This window comes from Psychrobacter sp. UBA3962, assembly GCF_002385225.1.
Lineage (GTDB): Bacteria > Pseudomonadota > Gammaproteobacteria > Pseudomonadales > Moraxellaceae > Psychrobacter.
This window is the reverse complement of record NZ_DGDC01000003.1, coordinates 25,104-47,950: the sequence shown is the minus strand read 5'-3', so window position 1 is coordinate 47,950 and position 22,847 is coordinate 25,104. Positions and strand designations below refer to the sequence as shown.

Here is a 22,847-nt window from a genome sequence, read left to right as displayed (position 1 = left end):
GCATTATTGATTGTGCTGTCGAATCAGATCATTTAGTGGGGCTATTTTACGCTCATTAACAACTTTGTGCTAATACTGTGCAGTATTCCCTCATTAAAAATGTAAACAACCCCTACCAGCTTATGTTTTATATCTTAATTAGCTTAGCTGCATGCGCTCTTTACCATTTAGCAAAATGATCTTCTGCTAGGCCCATCACTTGGTCTAGAACTATCACTTCATCATTGTCAAGCTTGATATGGCCTGAGTAATAGCCTATCCACTGCTCAAAGATACTGGCTACTAAAGCATAGTTATCTGTTTTCTTATAGACTTTAATCGGGGTAAAGGTCAACTCAATATCAACCTTACTCCAGCCAAGATTTTGATGGCTTATGCTCCAAGTAGTACTCTTTTCACCATCTAGACTGTCTCTTCGGAACATCACTGGTGGTAAATGATAGATCTTACCGTCTAGCCAGCATGCATTTTCACTGACTCCAGTTTCATTAACGCCCATAGACAAATTGAGCATAAAGTCCCGATTCTCTTCAAGCTGGGTATTAATACAGCTCCAAAACCAGTTGGTCTCGTGGCGCATAAATCCTAAGGTCCAATCTAAATTGGCACGGGTTAAAGAATCAAACTTAATTAGAGTCGGATTATTATGGTCCCCTTCACTGTTATCGGTCTTAGCATAATGCTTGGACGAACTTTGTAGGATTAACTCGCCAGAAGTGGAAACAAATGGTTCTTTTTGGGTAAAGGTCCAGCCTCTTCTACCCGATGGGGAGCACACGGCAAGTGGCTGCTGAGCACGTTGTAAGTCGGCGTCCACGGTGAAGGCTTCACTATTTAATCTGACACTGACAAACTCTGGCGAAAAGTGCATTTTTACCGTTAGTTTATCGTGCTCAAAGACCATCTCACCGTTTTGGTGATCACCGATAAACTGAGTATTTATAGTCAGAGGCAATAAAGCTTCAACTATCTCAAATTGCTTAGTGTCTTCATGATAAATATAAGCAAAAGCCGTCGTTGCCAGTTTAATCGTAGCAACTGCTAGGCAGATTCGATAAGACCCATGTACTATTTGAATAAAGGCAAACTGATTGGCTTTTAGTTGTTTGCGCCACTGAGCAACAGGCTTTTGTGAAATTAAATGGCTATGGTAATCCAAATAATTTATTTGATTTACTTGGGAGAATACCCCAAATTGAGGTTGGCCCTGCTCTATAAGCTTATCAATACAGGGCAAGTCATAAGCAGTTTTATTTGTCATTAGAATATACGACCATCATCACGTTTCTTAGCAAACCTCTCTATATTGGCTTCGATATTAGTAGCGATATCAAGGTAGAACGGGGCATAATCATCACCCTGGCCGTCATTGGCAATAACACTAGGCACGCCTTTGTCAGCTTGAGCTCGGATGTCACTAGCTAGGGGCAGTTGACCTAATAATGGCACTTGATATTCTTTGGCAATTGACTCTCCACCGCCTGCTCCAAATATGGCTTCTGTATGGCCACAGTTTGAGCAAGTATGTAGTGCCATATTCTCCACCACGCCTATCACTGGGATGCTGGTTTTATTGAACATCTCAATGCCTTTTTGGGCATCCATTAGGGCAATATGCTGCGGGGTGGTGACAATCACTGCCCCTGTGACTGGGATACGCTGAGCCAATGTCAACTGGATATCCCCTGTACCTGGCGGCATATCAATCACCAAGTAATCCAGCATCGGCCAGTTGGTCTGATTAAATAGCTGCATCAGCGCTCCGGTGGCTTTTGGACCACGCCAAGCCACAGGAGTATTATCGCCATCAAGTAAGCTGCCAATAGATAACATGGCTAGACCATGAGCTTCTACTGGTACAAACTGCTCATTTTCTAACTGAGGCTTCACTCCTTCCACGCCAAGCATACTGGGCATAGAAGGACCATAGATATCTGCATCCAACACCCCAACACGATTCCCTAGCTTTTGTAGTGCCAAAGCAATATTAACCGTGGTGGTAGATTTTCCTACACCCCCTTTGCCTGAGGCCACTACTAAAATATGCTTAATACGGGGATGAGGCTGCAGGCTCGATTGAGTTGGAGCACGTTTGGTAATTGGTGGCTCAGCGTCTGTAGATTTTTTGGCAGCAGCATCGATGGTTTTTGGCAAAGTCTTGGCGCCACCTTTGGTAGAGCTGACAGGCATAGCACTCTTATCAGACATGGTATCGACTCCGGTGGCTTTCGGTAGCAGGGTAATATTTAAGTTAACTTCTTCTACGCCATAAGGTTTTAGTTTTAGGCCAAGCTGTCTTTGCACTTCTTCAGGATCTGCCTTTTCATCTAAACGCAAATCTAAAGTCACCGTATCCCCATGATACTGAAACTTAATTAACTCATTTCTACCACGGCCCTGCGGATAATTGGCCATGACCTCTTTAGCCGCCACTTCTAATTTTTCGGTTTGCTGAGAATCTTCATTTTTTAGGGTATTTTTCTGAATCGTTTTTTTTATAAAATCAAACATTATTGCCCCTTAGTAACTTATCAAGACTATCTGCTACAGTACATTTTCGATTAACACTTGAGCTTTAGGGTTTAGTGAAGCCCCGCACTGTAGTATGTATCAGTATGTACCTTTATGATATAGCCTACTAATAAGTAAACTTATGATATAACAAATCAGTTTAGCTCAATTTATGACAGAAAAAAACCACAATGACTTTAAGACTATCGCCCTTTTCTTTAGTCTGAGGCTTAAGCTTACTTTTCTATTTTTATTTATCTACTGTTAGTTAGTTTGAGCTATTAAAGCACTAAAAACTTAGAAGCAATAAACAGATAGATGGCCACACCTGAAGCATCACACACTGAGGTAATTAAAGGTGCACTAGCGCTGGCAGGGTCAAAGCCCAGTTTATTTAGCACAAACGGCAAGCTCATCCCAATCACACAGCCAATCATGACCACAGACACCATACTCAAGGCGAGTACTAATGATACCACCGCATCCCCACGGAAATAACCAATGATTGAAATAGCCGCAGCCATAGTGATACCTAGCAATAAAGCAACCATTGCCTCACGGCCTAATAGTGAGAACCAGTCACGCATAACTACCTCTCCAGTCGCCAAGGCGCGTACCATCAAGGTAGCAGACTGAGAACCCGCGTTACCACCACTATCAACCAATAAAGGTAGGAAGAATACCAAGACCAGGTTAGCAGCAATCACATCCTCAAAGTGAGCAATTCCCACGCCTGAAATTAGGTTACCAAATACTAAAAAAACCAGCCAAAACACACGTTTACGATATAATATTCGAATACTGGTGTCTTTAAAGCTGCCGACCAAACTTGAAACACCCCCTGACTTATGGAAGTCATCTGTGGCTTCATCACTGGCCACGTCCATCGCGTCATCATGGGTGACAATACCTACCAACGCTCCGTTATTGTCAATAATAGGCAGTGCAATTAGGTCATAACGGGCAATGGTTTTTGCCACATCTTCTTGGTCTTCATGGACATTGGTTGCCACTACTTTGGTCAGCATGATATCGCCGATCAGCTGATCTGGTGAGGCCAAGATTAATGTTCTTAACGAGACAACCCCTTGTAGCTTGCGCTGTTCATCGATAACGTAAGCATGATAAATAGTCTCAGCATCAGGAGCCTCTAATCTCAAGGCAGCCAAAGCTTCAGCCACCGTCATTTGTGCCTTTAAGGTGGCGTAATCCGAGGTCATTAAGGCCCCAGCTGTTTTTTCAGCATAGGCAGAAAGTCGTCTAATGTCTTCGCGCTCAGCTTGAGCCAAAGCGGGTAATAAGGCATCTCGCTGAGTTTGGTCTAAACGCTTATATAAGTCGGTTCGCTCATCCGATGGCATCTCGCCCACTAGTTTGGCAAGGCTGGCTCTTGGAAATAAGAAGGCCATTTCAACTTGATCTTCTGGGTCAAGATAAGAAAAGACTGTGGCCCTATCCGGTAGCTTCTCTAGTAATTTCCACGACATATCGGGATCTAATAAAACCAATATGTCGGCAATGTCGATCGGGCGCAAATCCTTTAATTGATCTACGGCTTGGTCAAATTTTTGATTTTCAATGGCATTTTTTAATAATAATGCGGTCGCTTTATGATCCATAATTTGTACTCCTTGCAGCCCAGTCTTTGTTGCAAGTAACCATAGAAATAAAATAATAAAAAAAGAGCCAATAGTTATCTTATTGGCTCCTTATTTAGACTCTAAATACTAGCTTTATTAGGGCAGTTGAAATAAGTGGCAGTTTAAAAAAGTCATTCATATAACAACATTTATATATAAATTTAGATTTTGTGGTATCTGAACTTAGCCATAGCACTCATTGTTTTGCTATTTTATGCCGTAAATACGGTTTAAACCTAACTAAAAGAGATGCTAAGCGATTGTCGTTTTTTTAACAAGGGTCTGATTGTTAAAAGAACGACTTCTAGGTTTAAACTGCCGACTTTTTCTTATTGAGTAATGGTGACGGGAGTATGCTTTTGTAGCTCTTCAAAGCTTACGCCGTCAGCTAACTCTACCAGTTTAAGACCATTATCAGTGACATCCATTACTGCAAACTCGGTGATGATACGGTCAACTACTTTTTTTCCGGTTAATGGCAACTGACACTCGGCCAATATTTTGGGCTCACCGTGTTTATTAATTTGTTCCATAAGCACAATAACTCGCTGCACGCCAGCCACTAAGTCCATTGCACCGCCCATGCCCTTTACCATTTTTCCTGGGATCATCCAGTTGGCTAAGTCACCTTGTTCAGAGACTTCCATTGCCCCCAAAATAGCTAGGTTCACATGGCCACCACGAATCATAGCGAAGGATTCTGAGCTACCAAAGAAGCTAGCACCAGGCTTAGCAGTTACTGTTTGCTTGCCGGCATTAATTAAATCTGGGTCAACATTATCTTCTGTCGGAAATTCGCCAATACCCAATAGGCCGTTTTCTGATTGTAGCCAAACATTCACACCTTCAGGAATATAGTTTGCCACCATCGTAGGTAAACCGATTCCTAAATTCACATAAAAACCATCTTGTAACTCTTTAGCGGCGCGTTGAGCCATTTGCTCTCTAGTCCATGCCATGTTAATACTCCTTGTGTGCTTTTTATTTTTACAAAATATCTTTTACCAATTAGCTATTAGTTAGTAGTTAGTAGCTATTAGCATTGATTTTATGGCTTTATTTTTTCACAGTAATTTTTTCAATGCGTTTTTCTGGGGTGCTATTTAATATTAAACGTTGTACAAAAATACCTGGCAGATGAATTTCATCAGCATCCAGCTCACCAATTTCAACAATTTCTTCTACTTCAGCTACTGTGATTTTGCCCGCCATGGCACAGTCTGGATTAAAGTTACGTGCGGTTTTATTAAAAATAAGATTGCCCGCTTTATCCGCTTTTTGGGCTTTTACTAACGCTACGTCAGCAGTCAGTGAGTGCTCTAGGATATAAGTGCGGCCGTTAAATTCACGAGTTTCTTTACCTTCGGCCACCTGTGTGCCCACACCTGTTGCTGTATAAAATGCTGGGATACCTGCACCCCCTGCACGTAGCTTCTCTGCCAAAGTGCCTTGGGGTGTTAACTCAACCTCTAACTCACCCCCTAAGAACTGACGTTCAAACTCTTTGTTCTCGCCCACATAAGAGGAAATCATTTTTTTAATCTGACGAGTTTTTAATAGTAGCCCTAGGCCAAAATCATCTACCCCAGCATTGTTACTAATACAGGTCAGCTCTTTTGCCCCGCTGTCCCTTAAGGCTAAAATAAGGGCTTCAGGAATACCGCACAGTCCAAAGCCGCCAATAGCCAAAGTTTGCCCATCCTTGATAATGTCCTTTAAAGCAGACTCAGCGCTGTCATAAAGTTTCGATTGACTCATTATTCTCTCCCTGTTTGAATCAACTTAAGAATATAGCTTAATGCTAATTTATCGAAATAAAAGTACAAATGTTAACCAACCCAGTTTAACTGGTTTCAAATATAAAACAAAGTTATCTGTATTATCCTCTATACCAACAGCCAGAATCCAGCTGTGATTATTGCTCCTGATGCTACCAAAATGATTAAGCAGTAGCCCATGATGGCACGGGCATCTAATCCAGCAATACCTAATAGGGGCAGTGCCCAGAATGGTTGAATCATATTGGTCCACGCATCTCCCCAAGCGATTGCCATCGCTGTAATGCTGGGAGAAACCCCTAGTGCCATCCCTGCCGGCATCATTACCGGACCTTGTACTGCAAACTGTCCTCCACCTGAGGGAACAAATACGTTAACCAAACCTGCGCTTAAGAAGGCATAAACTGGGAAGCTATCAGCTGTAGCGTTATTGATAAAAAATTCAGTGACTTCCGTACTTATAGATACACCTTGAGCGTTTGCTCCCGTCATAATACCCATAATCCCTCCATAGAATGGGAAGAGTAATACGATGCCTGCTATACCACCAATACCAGACTTTACCGCTCGGTAATACCTCTCCAAAGTACCATGAGCCATTAAACCAATAAACAAAAACAAGCCAATTACGATATCAAGACTTAAGTTAAAGCCATTGTTAGTAAAGTAATTAATGTAATACAAGATAGCAAATGCAAATAGAACCCAAGCCACTACTCGACTATCATCAAGCTTTTGGGCAGGTGTGTTTTTTTCAGGAACGACTAATCTTTCAATTTTGATCAGTGAAGGATCTACCGTTATTGGGTTCTTGGGATGCATTAAACGGTTTATCAAAGGTAAGATAACAATTAAAGCACCTAGTATAATAAGATTATAGGAAGCAAAGATAGTTTCTGATAAAGGCACTGCTTCGGTAAGCACTCCCCCTGATAATTTTTGTAAGTTTTCACCGCCCGAACTTAAAGTAAGTGGGATTGACCCAGAAAAACCTCCATGCCAAATCACAAATCCTGAGTAAGCAGCAGCTACTAATAATGGATAGTCAACGTTAGGGACTTTACGAGCCAATGACTTGGCAAAGATAGCCCCTACCACTAATCCAAATCCCCAGTTAATCCATGAGCCTGCCAACCCCACCAAGGTAGAAATAACAATCGCCATCCCCGGTGATGTGACCTTACTGGCTAAATTATCCAAAAAACGCTGAATTATTGGTGCATTAGCAAAGGCATAACCGGTTACCAGAATCAGAGCCATTTGCATTGCAAAACTGTGTAAAGACCACAGGCTATTCCCCCAGTGACCCGCCATTTCTAACACATTTTGACCAGTAAGTATCATGCCTGCTAGTAAGGCAATGAACGTTAAGATAATCGAGAAAACAAAAGGAGAAGGTAGAAATCTATTGACCAGCTGTACACTGGCGTTGGTGAGAAGTTGGAACATAACAAATCCTTGTTAAAAACAATTGTTTAATCCTTAAACATTACGCACTATGCCCCTCATATTATCTGAATCTTATATTTTTTGAAATCCCCCGAATCAACTCTAATAATTTTTTTGTATGCGAAGCTAACCTAGCCTCATGACCCTCTTATCCCTAAGTTAACTTTTTCTAAATCAGCCTATTTAAATAGAGGTTAATTCCCATTTTTATGCCATTTGCGGTATCATAGGCACACATCTTATATTCAGATAATCTTCTTAAAAACTAATAAACTTTATAGGTGATTTTGTGCGTCAAATTCTTGTTACCAGTGCCCTTCCCTATGCCAACGGCCCTATCCATCTAGGCCACTTGGTTGAATACATTCAAACTGACATCTGGGTAAGAGCTATGAAGGCTCAGGGTCATCAAGTAACTTATGTTTGTGCTGACGACGCTCACGGCACCGCCATTATGCTAAAGGCTGAAGCCAATGGCATTAGTCCAGAAGAGCAAATCGCAAACGTAAAAGCTTCTCACGAAGCGGATTTTAGTAAGTTCTTAATTAATTTTGATAACTACTATTCAACTCACTCAGAAGAAAACCGTGAGTTATCTGAACGAATTTATCGCCGTTTAAATAATGAAGGTCATATCTCAACTAAAGACGTTAAACAGTTATTTGATCCTGAAAAAGGTTTGTTTTTAGCCGACCGCTTTGTTAAAGGTGAGTGCCCTGAGTGTGGAGCACAAGATCAGTATGGAGATAACTGTGAGGTTTGTGGTACCACCTATGACGCCACCGAACTAAAAAATCCATACTCAACTCTATCAGAGGCGACACCAATTCTAAAAACCTCTAAGCACTACTTCTTTAACTTGCCAGAGTTTGAGCAGTTCTTACAGCAATGGACTACCGATGAAGGTCGATTACAGCCTTCAGTGGCCAATAAGTTACAAGAGTGGTTTGAGGCCGGACTAGCCAGCTGGGATATTTCTCGTGATGCCCCCTACTTCGGTTTTAAAATCCCAGATACCCCAGAGAATGAACCTGATAAATACTTTTATGTTTGGCTAGATGCTCCTGTGGGCTATATGGCCAGCTTCAAGAACTTATGTGAACAGCGTAAGAACTCCACTGATCCTGCTAAGCCTGCCTTAAACTTTGATGACTACTGGCTAGAAGAAAATCAGCATAAAACTGAGCTTTATCACTTTATTGGTAAAGACATTGTTTATTTCCATGCATTGTTCTGGCCTGCCATGTTGGCCGGTGCTCAATACCGCACCCCAACTGGTGTATTCGCTCATGGCTTCTTAATGGTTAACGGCGATAAGATGAGTAAGTCGCGTGGTACCTTTATTCAAGCAGAAACGTTCGCCAAACACTTGCATCCAGAATATCTACGTTACTACTTTGCTAGTAAGCTGTCTGAAAAAGTAGAGGATATTAACTTAGACTTCGCTGACTTCATGCAAAAAGTAAACTCTGACATGGTCGGAAAAGTAGTCAATATCGCCAGTCGTAGTGCCGGCTTCATCGTTAAAAAATACGACGGTATGCTTTCTGAAAACTGTGCTGAGCCTGAGCTATTGAATGAGATTGTTCGTGCCGGAGAGGAAATTGCAACGGCTTATGAAAATCGTGAATTTAGCCGAGCCATGCGCCTAATTATGCAGTGTGCGGACAAAGCCAACGAATACATTGATAGCAAAAAACCTTGGGCTATGGCCAAAGAAGAAGGCCGTGAGCAAGAAGTTCAAGACGTATGTACCGTGGCTATTAATATTTTCCGTCAATTGATGGTGTATTTGGCTCCCGTATTGCCAGAGCTTACTGACAATGCCAAAGCATTCTTAAACATTGATGACTTAAGTTTCGCTAGCCGTCATGAGCTGTTATTAGGCCATCAAATTAATAAGTTTAAGCCATTAATGCAGCGTATCGAACAAGCACAGATTGATGCCATGATTGAAGATTCTAAGCAAGATTTACAAGCTGCAGCCGCACCAGCTCCTGCAGCTGAAGATAAAAAATCTTCGTCAAATAAAAAAGCGGATACCGCGGCAAGCGACTACATTGAATTTGATGACTTCATGAAGGTCGAGATGACTGTGGCTCAAGTCCTTGAGTGTAATTATGTGGAAGGCGCTGACAAGTTGCTTCAGTTCACTCTTGATGTGGGTAAAGATCAGCCCATCAATGTCTTTAGTGGCATTCGCAAGTTTTATGAGCCTGAACAATTGGCCAATAAGAAGGTTATCTGTGTGACTAATCTTGCTCCGCGTAAGATGAAGTTTGGCGTTTCAGAAGGTATGATTTTATCTTCTGGTGACCCAAAAACCGGGTTAGTGGTAATTACTTTACCAGATGAGTGCAAAGTAGGTGATAAGTTGGCTTAAAAGCTATCCGAAATAGAAGACTATTCAGACTAATTAATAGCTTGTGATTAGTCTTCAAAAAGCCGATGTTATTAACATCGGCTTTTTTATTGGCCTTTATAGTCACTGGCTACTTTTTTTATTTCCCAGTTGTGTTACATTATTGTAATATAGACTTACACTGTTAAACTTAAATGGATTATCAAATGCAAAAACAGTCAAATACCCTCTCATTGTTTCCCTCTACCAAGCCAACTTCTATTGTTAACTCAACTGTAAAAACTAAGACTGTTTGGCGCAGTATGATGGCCATGACGCTTGGGGTTGGCTTAGCGACGTTAAGTGGCTGTACTGATAAGCCAGCAGCAGAAGCTGATGAGGCCGCTGCAGCAACTAAAGAAGCTAAGACAGTGGCCATTACTCAAATCGTTGAGCATCCGTCATTAGATGAGATACGCCGCGGTATTATCGAAGAGCTAGCAGCTAATGATTATGTGGAAGGCCAAAACTTAACGGTTAACTTCCAAAGTGCCCAAGGTAATACCGCAACTGCAGGACAAATCGCTAAGCAGTTTGCCGGAGATATGCCAGATGCTATCGTCGCCATCTCCACCCCTTCTGCACAGACTATTGCGGCATCGACTACCACTATTCCTATTATTTATACTGCTATCTCAGATCCATTGGCGGCCAAGTTAATCAATGAAAACAACATTCCAACTCAGCCCAACATTACCGGTCTGTCAAGCCAGTTGCCTATTGAGCCGCCTTTAGATTTAATTCAAAAGATTGTTCCTGATGCTAAGACCATTGGCTATGTTTATAGCCCAGGGGAAGCCAACTCAGTGACCGTATTGAAGCAGCTGCAAGAAGCCGCTCCGGCACGAGGTCTAAAAATCTTAGAAGTAACGGCCAACCGCCCTACCGATGTGGCTATGGCAACACGTAGCTTACAAGGCCGTGCTGATGTTATTTATACCTCTTTAGACAATAACGTCATTAGCGCCTTTGAAGCCATGGCAAGCGCGGCTAATGAGATGAAAATCCCAGTGATTACCTCAGATGAATTCAGTGTGCGCCGTGGAGCGACCGCTGCATTAGGGGTTAACGACTATGACTTTGGCCGTGTCACTGGCAAAATGGTATACCGAGTATTAAACGGAGAAGCCATTACTGATATTAAACCTGACGTTATGAACAAACTGACTTTATATGTCAGCCCAAAACATGCCAAGCAGCAAGGCGTTACTCTGGATTCTTCTGTTATAGCCGATGGCATTAATGTGGATGAAACCAAGCCAAGCAATGAGGCTAAATAAAAGCAGTAAACTCATGCCTCTTATAGACGGAAATTTATAAGAGAATAAAACACCCCAGGAGATTGACCCATGTATAATAAAAATCGCTTTATGAAAACCCTAATGTGGGGCGGCGTTGCAGCAGCTGTCTTAACCGGCTGTAACCAACCTGCTAATGATAACACTGCAGCAGCAGATAATAATGCAGATGCCCCTGCTGCCACAGAAGTAAAGCAAGTAGCCATTACTGCTATTGTTGAGCATCCTGCATTAGATGCGGTTCGCCAAGGCGTTATTGAAGAGCTTGCCGCCGAAGGTTATGAAGAAGGTAAAAACCTAAAAATCAACTTCCAGAGCGCTCAAGGTAACACGGCCACAGCGGGTCAGATTGCTAAGCAGTTTGTGGGAGACAATCCAGATGTTATCGTGGCTATTGCTACCCCTTCAGCGCAGTCTGTAGCTGCGGCTACCAACTCAATCCCTATCGTATTCTCTGCGGTTACTGACCCTGTTGAAGCGAAACTACTAAAAAATTGGGAAGGGTCAGGTACCAACGTAACTGGCGCGTCTGATGTCCTACCTTATGAGCCACAAATTGAGTTAATGAGACAGATTATTCCAAGTCTAAAAAATGTGGGTTATGTTTACAGCCCAGGTGAAGTTAACTCAACTATCGTTCTAAAAAATCTAGAAGAGAAGTTAAAGCCAATGGGCATTACGGTTCATTCAGCGCCTGCGCAAAAAAGTAATGACATTGCTATGGCGGCACGCAGTATCGCTGACAAAGTGGATGTTATCTATACCTCTACAGACAATAACGTAGTCTCTGCTTATGAGTCGTTGTATCAAGTGGCCAAAGAAAGCAAAGTACCTTTAATTGCTTCTGATACAGGCTCTGTAGAACGTGGTGCGGTAGCAGCACTGGGCGTGAACTATCATGACTTAGGCCGCGAAACCGGAAAAATTGTAGTTAAGATCCTAAAAGGCGAAAATCCAGGGACTATTCCTGTTTATAAAGCAGAGTCTTTAGATTTATATCTCAGCAGAAGCCATGCGGCTGAGCAAGGTATTGAGCTACCACAAGATCTTCTATCAAAAGCTAAAGAAGTACAAGACTAAGGCAGTCGTTTAATTTTCCCTGTAAAAGGCACATGATTAATCTCATGTGCTTTTTATATTGTTTAGAATTTAATATATTTGCTAGAATAAATATTTTTCTATGACCACATCTTGCGTATTAAGTTATGGTCAATTGATATTGGTGGGTGCTATGCTATCGGTTGTTCGTTTTCGCAATCATAATACTCATTGGTTTACCCTAAGTGCAGATTGCTTAATCTGTTAAATAAACTTTGCCGGACTGTGCTGTGTAGCAGCCCGTCAAACTCAAAGCGGTGTCTAAATCTCTTATGTCTCTCATTGCTTTTTTTGGTGCCCTTGAAAGTGGTCTAATTTATGCCTTAGTGGCTTTAGGCGTACTTATCTCATTTCGAATTCTTGATTTTCCAGACTTAACTGCCGACGGAAGTTTCCCGTTGGGCGGCGCTATTGCTGGTATCTCTATTGTATCTGGTATTGACCCTTGGATTGCTTGTGGCCTGGGCATGTTGGCGGGTGCGGCAGCGGGTATGGTTACCGCGTTTTTACATGTGAAGTTGGGTATTTTGCAACTATTGGCCAGTATTTTGGTGATGGTGGCTTTGTATTCAGTCAACTTACGCATTATGGGCGCGCCAAACTTACCTTTATTGGGTGAAGAGACTGTATTTAGTAACTTAGTGACTAATGAAAATGGCTATTGGATGCGCTGTGTTATCATCGGCGGCGTGGTATTGATTGCCAAATTAGTACTAGACTTGTTCTTTAGTACCGAAGCAGGACTGTCAATGCGTGCAACGGGCTCGAACTTGCGTATGGCTCAAGCACAGGGCATTAATACTTCTTGGATGACCATTATTGGTATGGCAATCTCTAATGCCTTGGTGGCTTTGGGAGGCGCACTATTTGTTCAAACCCAAGGCGGTGCTGATATTTCAATCGGTATCGGAACCATCGTTATTGGTTTGGCTGCCGTTATTATTGGGGAGACCATTATTCCTGCTAAGCGTATTTGGTTGATTACCTTCGCTGTGGTTATAGGTGCCATTATTTATAAGCTCTTCATTCAAGTGGCTTTATCAAGTAACACCCTACGTAGCATTGGCTTTGGCTCACAAGACTTAAACTTAATCACAGCTTTATTGGTCGTAATTGCCCTTCAATTACCAACCATTAAGTCAAAACTGTTATCAGGTCGTCGAGCTTAACCGCAGTTGAATTGTTACTTTTAGCCCCATTGAACCAATAAGGATATCGCCCTATGATGCAAGCCAACGACCTTAGGTTAACCTTTAACCGAGGCACCCCTATCGAAAACCCCGCTCTACGTGGTATTAGTTTAAATATTGCTGAAGGCGAGTTTGTGACTGTTATCGGTACCAACGGTGCGGGCAAGTCTACCTTTTTAAACGCAGTGAGTGGCACCACTCGAGTTGACAGTGGCTCAATCCTATTAAATGGTATTGATGTGACCAAAAAGACGGCTCACCAAAGAGCACACTGGGTAGCCCGCGTTTTCCAAGACCCTATGGCAGGTACTTGTGAAGCCCTGACCATTGAAGAAAACCTGGCGCTGGCTTATAAAAGAGGCGGTAAACGAGGCCTAAATTTTGCTCTAAATAATAAAAACCGTGAGTTGTTCAAAGAAAAACTGTCTATTTTAAAATTGGGTTTAGAAAACCGTCTTACTGATAGAATGGGACTGCTGTCAGGGGGTCAACGTCAAGCGGTTAGTTTGCTTATGGCCTCATTACAGCCTTCCAAAATCCTGCTGCTAGATGAACATACCGCTGCGCTAGATCCAAAGACAGCGGCTTTCGTATTAGAGCTGACCGACAAGATTGTCACTGAGAATAACTTAACGACGATGATGGTAACGCATTCTATGCAGCAAGCTCTGACCCACGGTGACCGTACGGTGATGTTACACCAAGGCCAAGTGGTTTTAGACGTTTCAGGTGATACGCGCAAAGACATGACCGTACATGACTTACTGGATATGTTTGAAAAAACACGTGGTGAAAAAGTAGAAGATGACAGTCTGATTCTAAGCTAATTTTAATCTGCTAAAAGCAGATAAGTTAAAAGTAGATCCAATAGTTACTTCTCGCCCTATAATAGTTAACAATAAAAAAGCCTTTCACTTAGTGAGAGGCTTTTTTAATTTGTAACGTTACACTGCCCTGCTAATTTTAGCTCGTAATTTATGCTTAGTAAGCTGTACTTAGTATCGTGTATTTAGGGCTTCGTATTTAACTGGTTTTATTGAATCTGGCCAGTCTTTATTGGTTTCTACTCAATCCTGTTAATGTCACAACTTCTATTCAGTAACTGTCTTAGTAATTAGCTTTTCAGCGCCAGCCAGCGTGTTTTCCACATCACTATAATCAATACCGCTATCTTCGATCAACGCTTCTGTTGTATTGAATACGACCTGCACTTTGCCATCGACTTCAGTCACCAAAACTTTAAGCGGCAGCTGTAAAGCGAAGCTTGGGTCTTTTTTCATTAAAGGCGTGCCCGCTTTTGGATTACCAAAAATCAGCACAGTGGCTGGCTGCATACTCAGATCGGCCTTTTGCGCAGCCTTGGTGTGGTCAATTTTGGCAAACACTGTCATGTTTTTACCAACAATAGCCTTTTCCAAACGTTGTAGCGTTTCCTCATAGCTGTATTTACTATTAACGGTTTTAGTTTTTTCTACATTTTTAGCAGCTGCTGTGACTGCTTTTTGAGAGTTGTTTTCAGTATTTGAGGTATTTTTTTCAAATAGTCCCAGGTTCTGACAGCCACCTAACAACACTGTGCCCGCCAATACTGAAACCGCTAAACTCATTTTATTTTTCATAATTCCCTCAGTTTTATAGATTGTATTAATTAATGGTTGCTATAGCTTCACACAATCCTAGCCCGAATTCAAACTTTTGATAAAAAAAAGGACCTAGCCGAAGCTAAGTCCCCATTCAATCTACAAACTTACAAATTGAATCGTCAATAATTAAATCTCAAACTGTAAAGGACGATCACCTTCACTGTCTTGGATACGGGTTGGTAGACCGATTTCATTAAGCAGGTTAATAAATGGCTTAACGTCTAACTCTTCAACGTTAGCCATGTGGCCCACATCCCATTCACCCGTAGCGACTAACATCGCCGCTGCGACTGGCGGTACACCCGCAGTATACGAAATACCTTGGCTACCCACTTCGTTATAAGCTTCTTTGTGATCAGACACGTTATAGATGAAGATTTCAGTATCTACGCCGTTAATTTTACCTTTTACTTTGTCGCCAATACAGGTCTTACCGGTGTAGTTAGGTGCCAATGAGCTTGGATCAGGTAGTACTGCTTTTACCACTTTAAGAGGCACAACTTCTTGGCCTTCAGCAGTAACCACAGGTTGCTCAGACAATAAACCTAGGCTCTGTAGTACGGTAAATACGTTGATGTAGTGATCACCAAAGCCCATCCAGAAGCGGATATTTGGCACATCTAAGTTGGCAGATAACGAGTGAATTTCGTCATGACCACTTAAATAACTGTTTTGCTCACCCACAACAGGCAAGTCATCAGTACGTTTTACCTCAAACATTTTGTTTGATTGCCACTGGCTGTTTTGCCAAGAATAGACGGTACCGGTAAATTCACGGAAGTTAATCTCTGGATCAAAGTTAGTAGCGAAGTACTTACCATGGCTACCAGCATTGATATCAATAATATCAATATCGGTGACCGAGCCTTTATCCATCATGTCATAACCGGCACGAGCATACGCATTCACTACGCCTGGATCGAAGCCTGCGCCTAGGATGGCAGTGATGTTGTTTTCAGCACAGCGCTCTTTACGCTTCCACTCATAGTTTGCATACCATGGCGGCGTCTCACAAATCTTACGAGGATCTTCGTGAATGGCCGTATCGATATAAGCAGCACCAGTATTAATACAAGCTTCAAGTACCGTCATATTAACGAAAGCAGAACCCACGTTAATAACGATCTGGGTGCCTGTCTCTTTGATTAGCTCAGCAACAGCTTCAGAGTCCATGGCATCAACCGCATGCGTATGTAACACTGCTGGCTGCTTAAAGCTGCCTTTTTCTTCAACGCTCGCTGCAATGGCATCACACTTCTCTTTGGTGCGTGAGGCGATATGTAACTCACCCAACACATCATTGTTCATTGCACATTTATGAGCCACAACTTGGGCTACGCCGCCAGCGCCTATGATTAAGACGTTGCGTTTAGGGGTTTGAGCATTAGTAGTCAATCTGAAAATCCTCCTTAGTGGGTCAATTTAATCAAAATAGAATTGACACCGTGAGTGTTGTGCGTGAATTAAAAAGGAAGAATTGGGAAAACCCACGCACCCGAAATGAATGGTAGAACTGTCTTAAAATAAAACAACTTTCTTTAGTGGCTAATGACCAAAAAAACGCACAAAAGCCGAGCCACTAAAAACGCAGCATTATAATGTCAAACTGATATTTATGCGACTGTAATTTGTGCTATTTTCGATGATTTTAGCTGCTAACTGTTACCACTTACCTTTTTTATGAAAAGCCTTTTATGAGAAGCCTATTCAATATCTATCTTCTATAATGCCATGGATAGACTAGATTGGGGGAATTAAAGCCAATCAGCAAACAAATCACAGCCTAATCACAGACAGTTAGCCTAGTTATCCCAAGTTTAAGTGTCCGGTTTTCAATATTAAGACAAGCTAGCTTTGAAGTCTTCATAACCAAAGGTTTTTTGCACCTTTAGCTCACCTTGCTCATTGCAAATCACGATAGCAGGCATGGCCACGCCATTAAACCAGTTCTTTTTGACCATGGTATAACCGGCAGCATTACCAAATGCTACTTTATCGCCGATGGCCAGTGGCTTATCTAGAGCATATTCACCAAAGATATCACCCGCCAAACAAGATTTACCATAGATAATGGTACTGTCATCAGTCTGCTGGGAGGTCATATGACACTGTTGCTCATTGATTTGTACTAAGGGTGCGGTTTCACGATAAATCAAAAGATCCAACATATGTGCTTCAATCGAAGCATCTACCACAGCCAAAGGCTTACCGTTATGCAGTGTATCTAATACAGTCGTTACCAACTTAGCCGCATCATGAATACATGCTTCGCCTGGCTCTAAATACACTTGCACCCCATATTTTTCACTAAAGGCTTTTAGTCGCTCGGCCAAGGCTTCAAGCGGATAACCAGGGGCAATAAAGTGAATGCCACCGCCCAAACTTACCCACTCAAGCTCATAAAAAATCTCACCAAACTTAGCTTCAATGTCCGCCAAACTGGCACTGAAAGCCTCGAAGCTGTCATTTTCGCAGTTGTTATGAATCATAACCCCAGTAATCTCATTAAGCACTGGCTTGATCTTTTCGATATCGTGCTCCCCTAAGCGGCTAAAAGGACGTGCTGGGTCAGCAATGATAAACGAGGAATTACTGGTTTTGGGGTTAATACGAAGGCCAACAGGAATGCCTTGCTCTTTAGCCTTGTCCTTGAACGCATGTAGCTGATTGAATGAGTTGAAGATGATTTTGTCGGCATAAGTTAATACCTCATCAATCTCATCTTGGCTGTAAGCAACGCTATAAGCATGCGTCTCTTTGTCCTCGCCAAACTCTTCTTTACCGAGGCGTACTTCATTTAATGAAGATGAAGTGGTGCCATGTAAGTAAGGCTTCATTTCATCAAATACCCCCCAAGTGGCAAAACACTTAAGTGCCAACAAAGCTTTCGCCCCTGATAAGTCACACAGGCGTTTAACAATTTTTAAGTTTTGCTTAAGCGCAGCAACATCGATTTGATAATAAGGGGTTTTTAGCATAGGTTCTTTTTGCATAGGAGCGTCCTATATTAAGTAGCTGATATGAAGCAAGCGTCTACAGTTATATATGGCAGCTATTGCTTAATTACAATAGCGGAAGTGATTGATTTTTAGTACTGATTTAAGTACAAGTTTAAACAATAGTACGTCACTGAACTTATAAAAAAGGAGCGAATTATAAGAACAGTGGTCCAATTTAGCAAATGATTTGGCTTAAATAGTTCAGCTAATAATTTATGAGCTGTTACAGCTTTTAACAGAGTCTAAGCCCGCTATTCATCAACGCCTTTTAACTCAAAATCTAATTTTTTCGCCGCAGGATGAAAAGCGTAACATATGGCGTTTCTATGTCCTAACTTCCAGCTTTCGGTAGTAGGAAATAAAACCGACATTTCATAATAAGAGTCTTGATAGCTGCTACCGATATAGTCCTCAAACTCATCTTCACAGACATCAAGCATATCTTCAAAGAACTCATCTTTTCCAAGCTGAGCCTCAGCATTGGCAGGCAGTCGATGGATATAATAAACTTCATTATCATGTGGCACTTCACACGACAAAGGTTCTAAAGCAAGATGGGTAATGGCTACATTTGAACTCTCATCGATCCCAGTATCTTCAGGATTGGCATCATTAAAACACATCCCCACAAACGCCTCATCATAGTCTTGCGAAACAGACTGGCTACCTTTTTCAGCGTTGCTGCAGCCAGACGTTAAAACAGCCATCATTAACGCACCTACAGCTACTGTAACAGTTAGCTTTTGTCTGTCTGTATTAAACTTTCTCAATTTTTTTCCTTTGTTATCTTGCTAAATACCCGGTCATTTCTTCCACGCCATGTAGAGTCATCGGATACATATGGCCCTCCATCAACTTTTTAATCTCACCTATAGTGTGGGTGTAATTCCAGTAGGCAGGATCTTCAGGGTTAAGCCAAGCCACTTTATCAAAATGATCCGTCACCCTCTTGAGCCAGACAGCTCCCGGCTCAGCATTCATATATTCCACACTACCACCTACCGAAAATAGCTCATAAGGCGACATGGAGGCATCACCAACGAAAATGACACGATACTCACGGCCATACTTTTGTAAAAGATCCATGGTCGGTGTGCGCTCTGCGTGCCGGCGCTGATTGTTTTTCCAGACAAAGTCATAAAGACAGTTGTGGAAATAGTAGAACTCTAGGGTTTTAAACTCATTCTTGGCTGCAGAGAAAAGCTTCTCTAACGCTTCGATGTGAATATCCATACTGCCGCCGACATCGAATAACATAAGCACTTTTACTCGGTTGCGACGCTCAGGCTGCATATGAATATCAAGCACCCCTTTTTGTGCTGTGCGTTTTATGGTTTCTTTCACATCCAGTTCATCAGCACTACCGGTACGAGCAAATTGACGCAGATTTCGTAGCGCCATTTGTAGTTGGCGGGTACCCAACTGCTTATCGTCATCTAAATCACGGTATTTGCGCTGCTCCCAGACTTTAACCGCACTGCGCTTGCGTGACTCACCCCCGACACGCACCCCTTCAGGGTGATCCCCATAAGCGCCAAAGGGCGAACTACCACCAGTCCCTACCCACTTACTGCCCCCTTGATGGCGCTCTTTTTGCTCTTTTAAACGCTCCTCAAGGGCCTTCATCAGCTCTTCAAGCGAACCATATTTCTTCAGCAATCGGCGCTGCTCTTCGGTTAAGTTTTTGGGATCAAGTTTCAGCTCCAACCACTCTTTGGGGATATCGGTTAGCTTCGCCATCAATTCATCAATATCTAAGCTGTCCACGCCATCGAAATAGTCAGCCATGGCTCGGTCAAACTTATCGAAGTGGCGCTCATCTTTAACCATGCACAGCTTAATCAGCCGATACATATCCTCGCGGCTAGCGAAATACCATAAATCTTTATCTTCAGGAAAGTCAGGGTGCGGCTGACGCATCAACCCTTTATCAAGCGCAGCATTTAAGTCGAGCAGCTCACGCGTACTCACCGGCACCCCATAAGTGCGCAAGGTGTAAAACAGTTTTACAAACATAGCAGCCTAGCCTTTTGATTTGGCTGGCCCAGATCGATATATCCAATTACTGGGCCAAAATCACAGTTGATCAATATCAGATTTTTAGTTATCTGTTAACTAGCGACGCATCATATTGGCAAAGCGCTGCAACAAGGTAATATCTGCTTCATTTTTAAGTAAGGCGCCATACAAAGGAGGAATAGACTTCTCACCTCGTAAGTTCTCTTCCAACTCTTGCTGCGCCATATCATCAGCCAATAGTAAAGTTAACCAGTCTACCAATTCAGAAGTTGAGGGCGGCTTTTTCAAACCTTGCAAGTTGCGTAGCTTATAGAAGATATCTAACGCATCATTGACCAATTTCTCTTGGATATTTGGGAAATGAACATCGACAATTTGACGCATGGTTTGCTCGTCTGGGAAGTCAATGTAGTGGAAGAAGCAACGACGTAAGAAAGCATCAGGCAGCTCTTTTTCATTGTTTGAGGTGATGATAACTACAGGGCGCTTATCGGCAGTAATGGTCTCACCTGTCTCATAAACATAAAACGACATCTTATCTAGCTCATGTAGCAAGTCGTTCGGGAATTCGATATCGGCCTTATCAATTTCATCGATCAACAACACACTGCGCTCATTTGAGGTAAACGCTTCCCACAACTTACCAGGCTTAATGTAGTTATTGATATCGTACACTTTGTCATCACCCAATTGTGAGTCACGCAGGCGTGATACGGCATCGTATTCATATAAGCCCTGCTCAGCTTTAGTCGTTGACTTAATGTGCCAAGTAATCAGTGGCATACCCAAACTCTGTGCCACTTCTTCAGCCAATAAGGTTTTACCAGTGCCAGGCTCGCCCTTGATCAACAACGGCTTTTGCAAAGTGATGGCCGCATTGACCGCTAATTGCAGATCATCAGTAGCAATATAGCTTTGGGTACCAGTAAACTCTTTACTCGGATTCTGAGCATCATTATTGGATTGCGTCATAATTATTATCTCGCTAATTTTATTGTGTATGGAAGATTAAAATAGGCAGTAAGCAGAATTTTGATTTATAAGGGTTTATTTAATGCTGCTATTAACATATTAGATAGCTGAACAAATATCAAACTACTTTTTTAACATCACGTTATTACTTTACTTACAGAGTTTGTTTTTTTGGAAGAAAGAATGGAGGGTTGAAAATTTTAGAGGCCAACAGTATTTACTGCTGACCTCTATATAATTTTATTTAGGTAATGTTGTAAGTAATATGAGAGTCACAGTCAAACCCACTAAGAGTCTTTCTTATTAACATCAACGGCTGTAGGTTTGTTAGTCGGCTTTGTTGGGTCAGTTTTTTTGCTTAGAGCAGCATCAGAACTGTCTTTGAACGAGCTATCTGTTGCCGCTTCTTTCGCCACAGGCACTTCTTTTTTATGCCCTGGCACTTCACGCTTTTGTTTAATTAGCTCAGGCTCTTTCTTTACAGCCTCATCACCCTGTACCAGATCAACATAATTGGCTGAGGCCAGCTGCATGTTCGCTCTTTCGTCGGCCAAAGCCTGTTGACGGGATTGATCCGCACTTTTTTCAACAATATTTCTAATCATTTGCCAAATAAAACCCAGTACCAGTCCAACAGCAAATACCACTAAAATGGGTAGTAGACTACGCAGTGCCAGTCCCGGATCTTTCATTAAGATACCGTAGACTACGCCAATGCTGGCAGGAGCCACTTCACCGGTATTACCCGCAGCAGACCCTGGTGCCAATAAAATGGAAAACAAAGCTAGCCAGCTCATGCCGCCTAAAGGACTGGGCAGAATTCTAACGATAAACAGCCATAATAAAAGCACAATGGCAGAAAATCCGACATAGGCATATATTGGTAACATATCTGCTGGCACGTCAGCCACTAAGTGACTCCACCAAATTGTCAGTCGGCTCACTGAATCGCTGATTTCATCCAGCGGCAAATTAATAACAATATTGCGTAACCATTCCATGCAATGCTCAGTCTACTAGTCAATTAAAGTTAAATTAAACTTACTGCTGTACTCTATTTAGTTATTAGCAAACAGTAATAGGTCATGCTTAAGTTGGCATATTCTACCACGACTCAGTTAATAATAAACCAAATCACAGCAAGCAATAATAGCCAACAGCGCCTTCTTTATCTCAGTCCTCAACTTATATAGTGAGCGACTAGGATCTATTTTAAATGTTTTCTACATTAATTGAAAAAGTTAAATTTTGACAATTAATCGTAACGCTTATCCTGTGCCTCTTTCATTCGAGCTTGCGCTTGGGCCAATAAAACGTCTGACGGTGGGCTTTGTACAAAATAACCTTGCGAGTTTAGCTTTTCTATTACTTCATTTTTATCGACTCGGGCTAATTTTTTGGTCTCTGCTAAATCTAGATGCATTAAAAACTTAGCTTCCCCCAAACTTTTACGTAGCTCTTTGGGTAATACGCCTAGCCAATCTTTAATCTCATCGGTGTCATCAGGATAGTCAGGTCTGGCTATATAGACGTACATTTCGCTGTGTTTAGGAAATTTGTAAATATCACAATGCATTGCAGGTTACCTTTTGCTATTTTCTATTTGGGTACGAGTCTATTTATGTAGGGGTCTTATGTTTAACCCGTATTAGAATGTCAGATTAGGCTATACAATCTAATTAGGCTAGACAGTCTAAGTAAGGTTATATAATACAGCAGGATGCCAATAAAAGTTGCTTATAACTGCTTATGATAACCAATGTACTAATAATCTGCTATTAAACTCAATGTAAGATGAAACATAAATTTGATTTTGTTTTAATCTGCTTAGGCTAAATTTATAATTTAG

General features: G+C 41.9%; 19 protein-coding genes. 5 read left to right on the top strand and 14 right to left on the bottom strand.

Translation table 11 applies throughout. From position 1 onward, the window contains the following. Positions 1-160 precede the first annotated feature (160 nt). From B3S92_RS00515 to B3S92_RS00490, 6 genes are all read right to left on the bottom strand, one after another. Positions 161-1,261: a DUF2804 domain-containing protein gene (locus tag B3S92_RS00515; RefSeq protein ID WP_296201816.1), complete on the bottom strand. Its 1,101-nt coding sequence runs from the start codon at positions 1,259-1,261 to the stop codon at positions 161-163. Further along, positions 1,261-2,511, bottom strand: coding sequence for an iron-sulfur cluster carrier protein ApbC (gene apbC, locus B3S92_RS00510; protein ID WP_296201814.1), 1,251 nt, complete (start codon positions 2,509-2,511; stop codon positions 1,261-1,263). The genes B3S92_RS00515 and apbC overlap by 1 nt, the downstream gene beginning before the upstream one ends. A gap of 281 nt (positions 2,512-2,792) precedes the next feature. After that, complete coding sequence (gene mgtE / locus B3S92_RS00505) at positions 2,793-4,130, bottom strand: magnesium transporter (RefSeq protein ID WP_296201812.1); 1,338 nt, start codon at positions 4,128-4,130, stop codon at positions 2,793-2,795. 350 nt (positions 4,131-4,480) lie between these two features. Continuing rightward, the gene (locus tag B3S92_RS00500; protein ID WP_296201809.1) at positions 4,481-5,110 is read right to left on the bottom strand and encodes a CoA transferase subunit B; all 630 of its coding nucleotides are present in this window, start codon (positions 5,108-5,110) and stop codon (positions 4,481-4,483) included. A gap of 97 nt (positions 5,111-5,207) precedes the next feature. Further along, positions 5,208-5,909: a CoA transferase subunit A gene (locus tag B3S92_RS00495; RefSeq protein ID WP_296201807.1), complete on the bottom strand. Its 702-nt coding sequence runs from the start codon at positions 5,907-5,909 to the stop codon at positions 5,208-5,210. Between the two features lie 128 nt (positions 5,910-6,037). Further along, on the bottom strand, positions 6,038-7,378 hold the full coding sequence (locus tag B3S92_RS00490; protein ID WP_296201806.1) for a short-chain fatty acid transporter: 1,341 nt from the start codon (positions 7,376-7,378) through the stop codon (positions 6,038-6,040). Positions 7,379-7,667: 289 nt separating this feature from the next. Here B3S92_RS00490 and metG point away from each other — a divergent pair, with 289 nt between their 5' ends. The 5 genes from metG to B3S92_RS00465 all read left to right on the top strand — a co-directional run bounded on the left by metG (position 7,668) and on the right by B3S92_RS00465 (position 14,192). Further along, entirely contained in the window at positions 7,668-9,761 is a 2,094-nt protein-coding gene (metG, locus tag B3S92_RS00485; protein ID WP_296201804.1) for a methionine--tRNA ligase, read from the top strand. A 281-nt stretch (positions 9,762-10,042) separates the two neighbouring features. Continuing rightward, on the top strand, positions 10,043-11,059 hold the full coding sequence (locus B3S92_RS00480) for an ABC transporter substrate-binding protein (RefSeq protein ID WP_296202116.1): 1,017 nt from the start codon (positions 10,043-10,045) through the stop codon (positions 11,057-11,059). 69 nt (positions 11,060-11,128) lie between these two features. Further along, positions 11,129-12,157, top strand: a complete 1,029-nt coding sequence (locus tag B3S92_RS00475) for an ABC transporter substrate-binding protein (RefSeq protein ID WP_296201802.1) — start codon at positions 11,129-11,131, stop codon at positions 12,155-12,157. A 290-nt stretch (positions 12,158-12,447) separates the two neighbouring features. Then, the gene (locus tag B3S92_RS00470; RefSeq protein WP_296201800.1) at positions 12,448-13,344 is read left to right on the top strand and encodes an ABC transporter permease; all 897 of its coding nucleotides are present in this window, start codon (positions 12,448-12,450) and stop codon (positions 13,342-13,344) included. A 53-nt stretch (positions 13,345-13,397) separates the two neighbouring features. Next, entirely contained in the window at positions 13,398-14,192 is a 795-nt protein-coding gene (locus B3S92_RS00465; RefSeq protein ID WP_296201798.1) for an ABC transporter ATP-binding protein, read from the top strand. Between the two features lie 264 nt (positions 14,193-14,456). On the opposite strand, the gene B3S92_RS00460 is transcribed toward B3S92_RS00465, so the two are convergent. The 8 genes from B3S92_RS00460 to B3S92_RS00425 all read right to left on the bottom strand — a co-directional run bounded on the left by B3S92_RS00460 (position 14,457) and on the right by B3S92_RS00425 (position 22,574). Beyond that, the gene (locus B3S92_RS00460; RefSeq protein WP_296201796.1) at positions 14,457-14,984 is read right to left on the bottom strand and encodes a DUF302 domain-containing protein; all 528 of its coding nucleotides are present in this window, start codon (positions 14,982-14,984) and stop codon (positions 14,457-14,459) included. A 150-nt stretch (positions 14,985-15,134) separates the two neighbouring features. Further along, positions 15,135-16,403 (bottom strand): saccharopine dehydrogenase family protein, encoded by a 1,269-nt coding sequence (locus tag B3S92_RS00455; protein WP_296201794.1) that lies wholly within the window; start codon positions 16,401-16,403, stop codon positions 15,135-15,137. A gap of 443 nt (positions 16,404-16,846) precedes the next feature. Continuing rightward, positions 16,847-17,986, bottom strand: a complete 1,140-nt coding sequence (nspC, locus tag B3S92_RS00450) for a carboxynorspermidine decarboxylase (protein ID WP_296202114.1) — start codon at positions 17,984-17,986, stop codon at positions 16,847-16,849. Between the two features lie 272 nt (positions 17,987-18,258). Then, complete coding sequence (locus B3S92_RS00445) at positions 18,259-18,777, bottom strand: septum formation family protein (protein WP_296201792.1); 519 nt, start codon at positions 18,775-18,777, stop codon at positions 18,259-18,261. Positions 18,778-18,790: 13 nt separating this feature from the next. Next, positions 18,791-20,023 (bottom strand): vWA domain-containing protein, encoded by a 1,233-nt coding sequence (locus tag B3S92_RS00440; RefSeq protein WP_296201790.1) that lies wholly within the window; start codon positions 20,021-20,023, stop codon positions 18,791-18,793. Between the two features lie 99 nt (positions 20,024-20,122). Beyond that, complete coding sequence (locus B3S92_RS00435) at positions 20,123-20,998, bottom strand: AAA family ATPase (RefSeq protein WP_077451226.1); 876 nt, start codon at positions 20,996-20,998, stop codon at positions 20,123-20,125. A 287-nt stretch (positions 20,999-21,285) separates the two neighbouring features. Then, the gene (locus B3S92_RS00430; RefSeq protein WP_296201785.1) at positions 21,286-21,999 is read right to left on the bottom strand and encodes a hypothetical protein; all 714 of its coding nucleotides are present in this window, start codon (positions 21,997-21,999) and stop codon (positions 21,286-21,288) included. 254 nt (positions 22,000-22,253) lie between these two features. Continuing rightward, the gene (locus B3S92_RS00425) at positions 22,254-22,574 is read right to left on the bottom strand and encodes a YcgL domain-containing protein (RefSeq protein WP_296201784.1); all 321 of its coding nucleotides are present in this window, start codon (positions 22,572-22,574) and stop codon (positions 22,254-22,256) included. Positions 22,575-22,847: the final 273 nt, after the last annotated feature.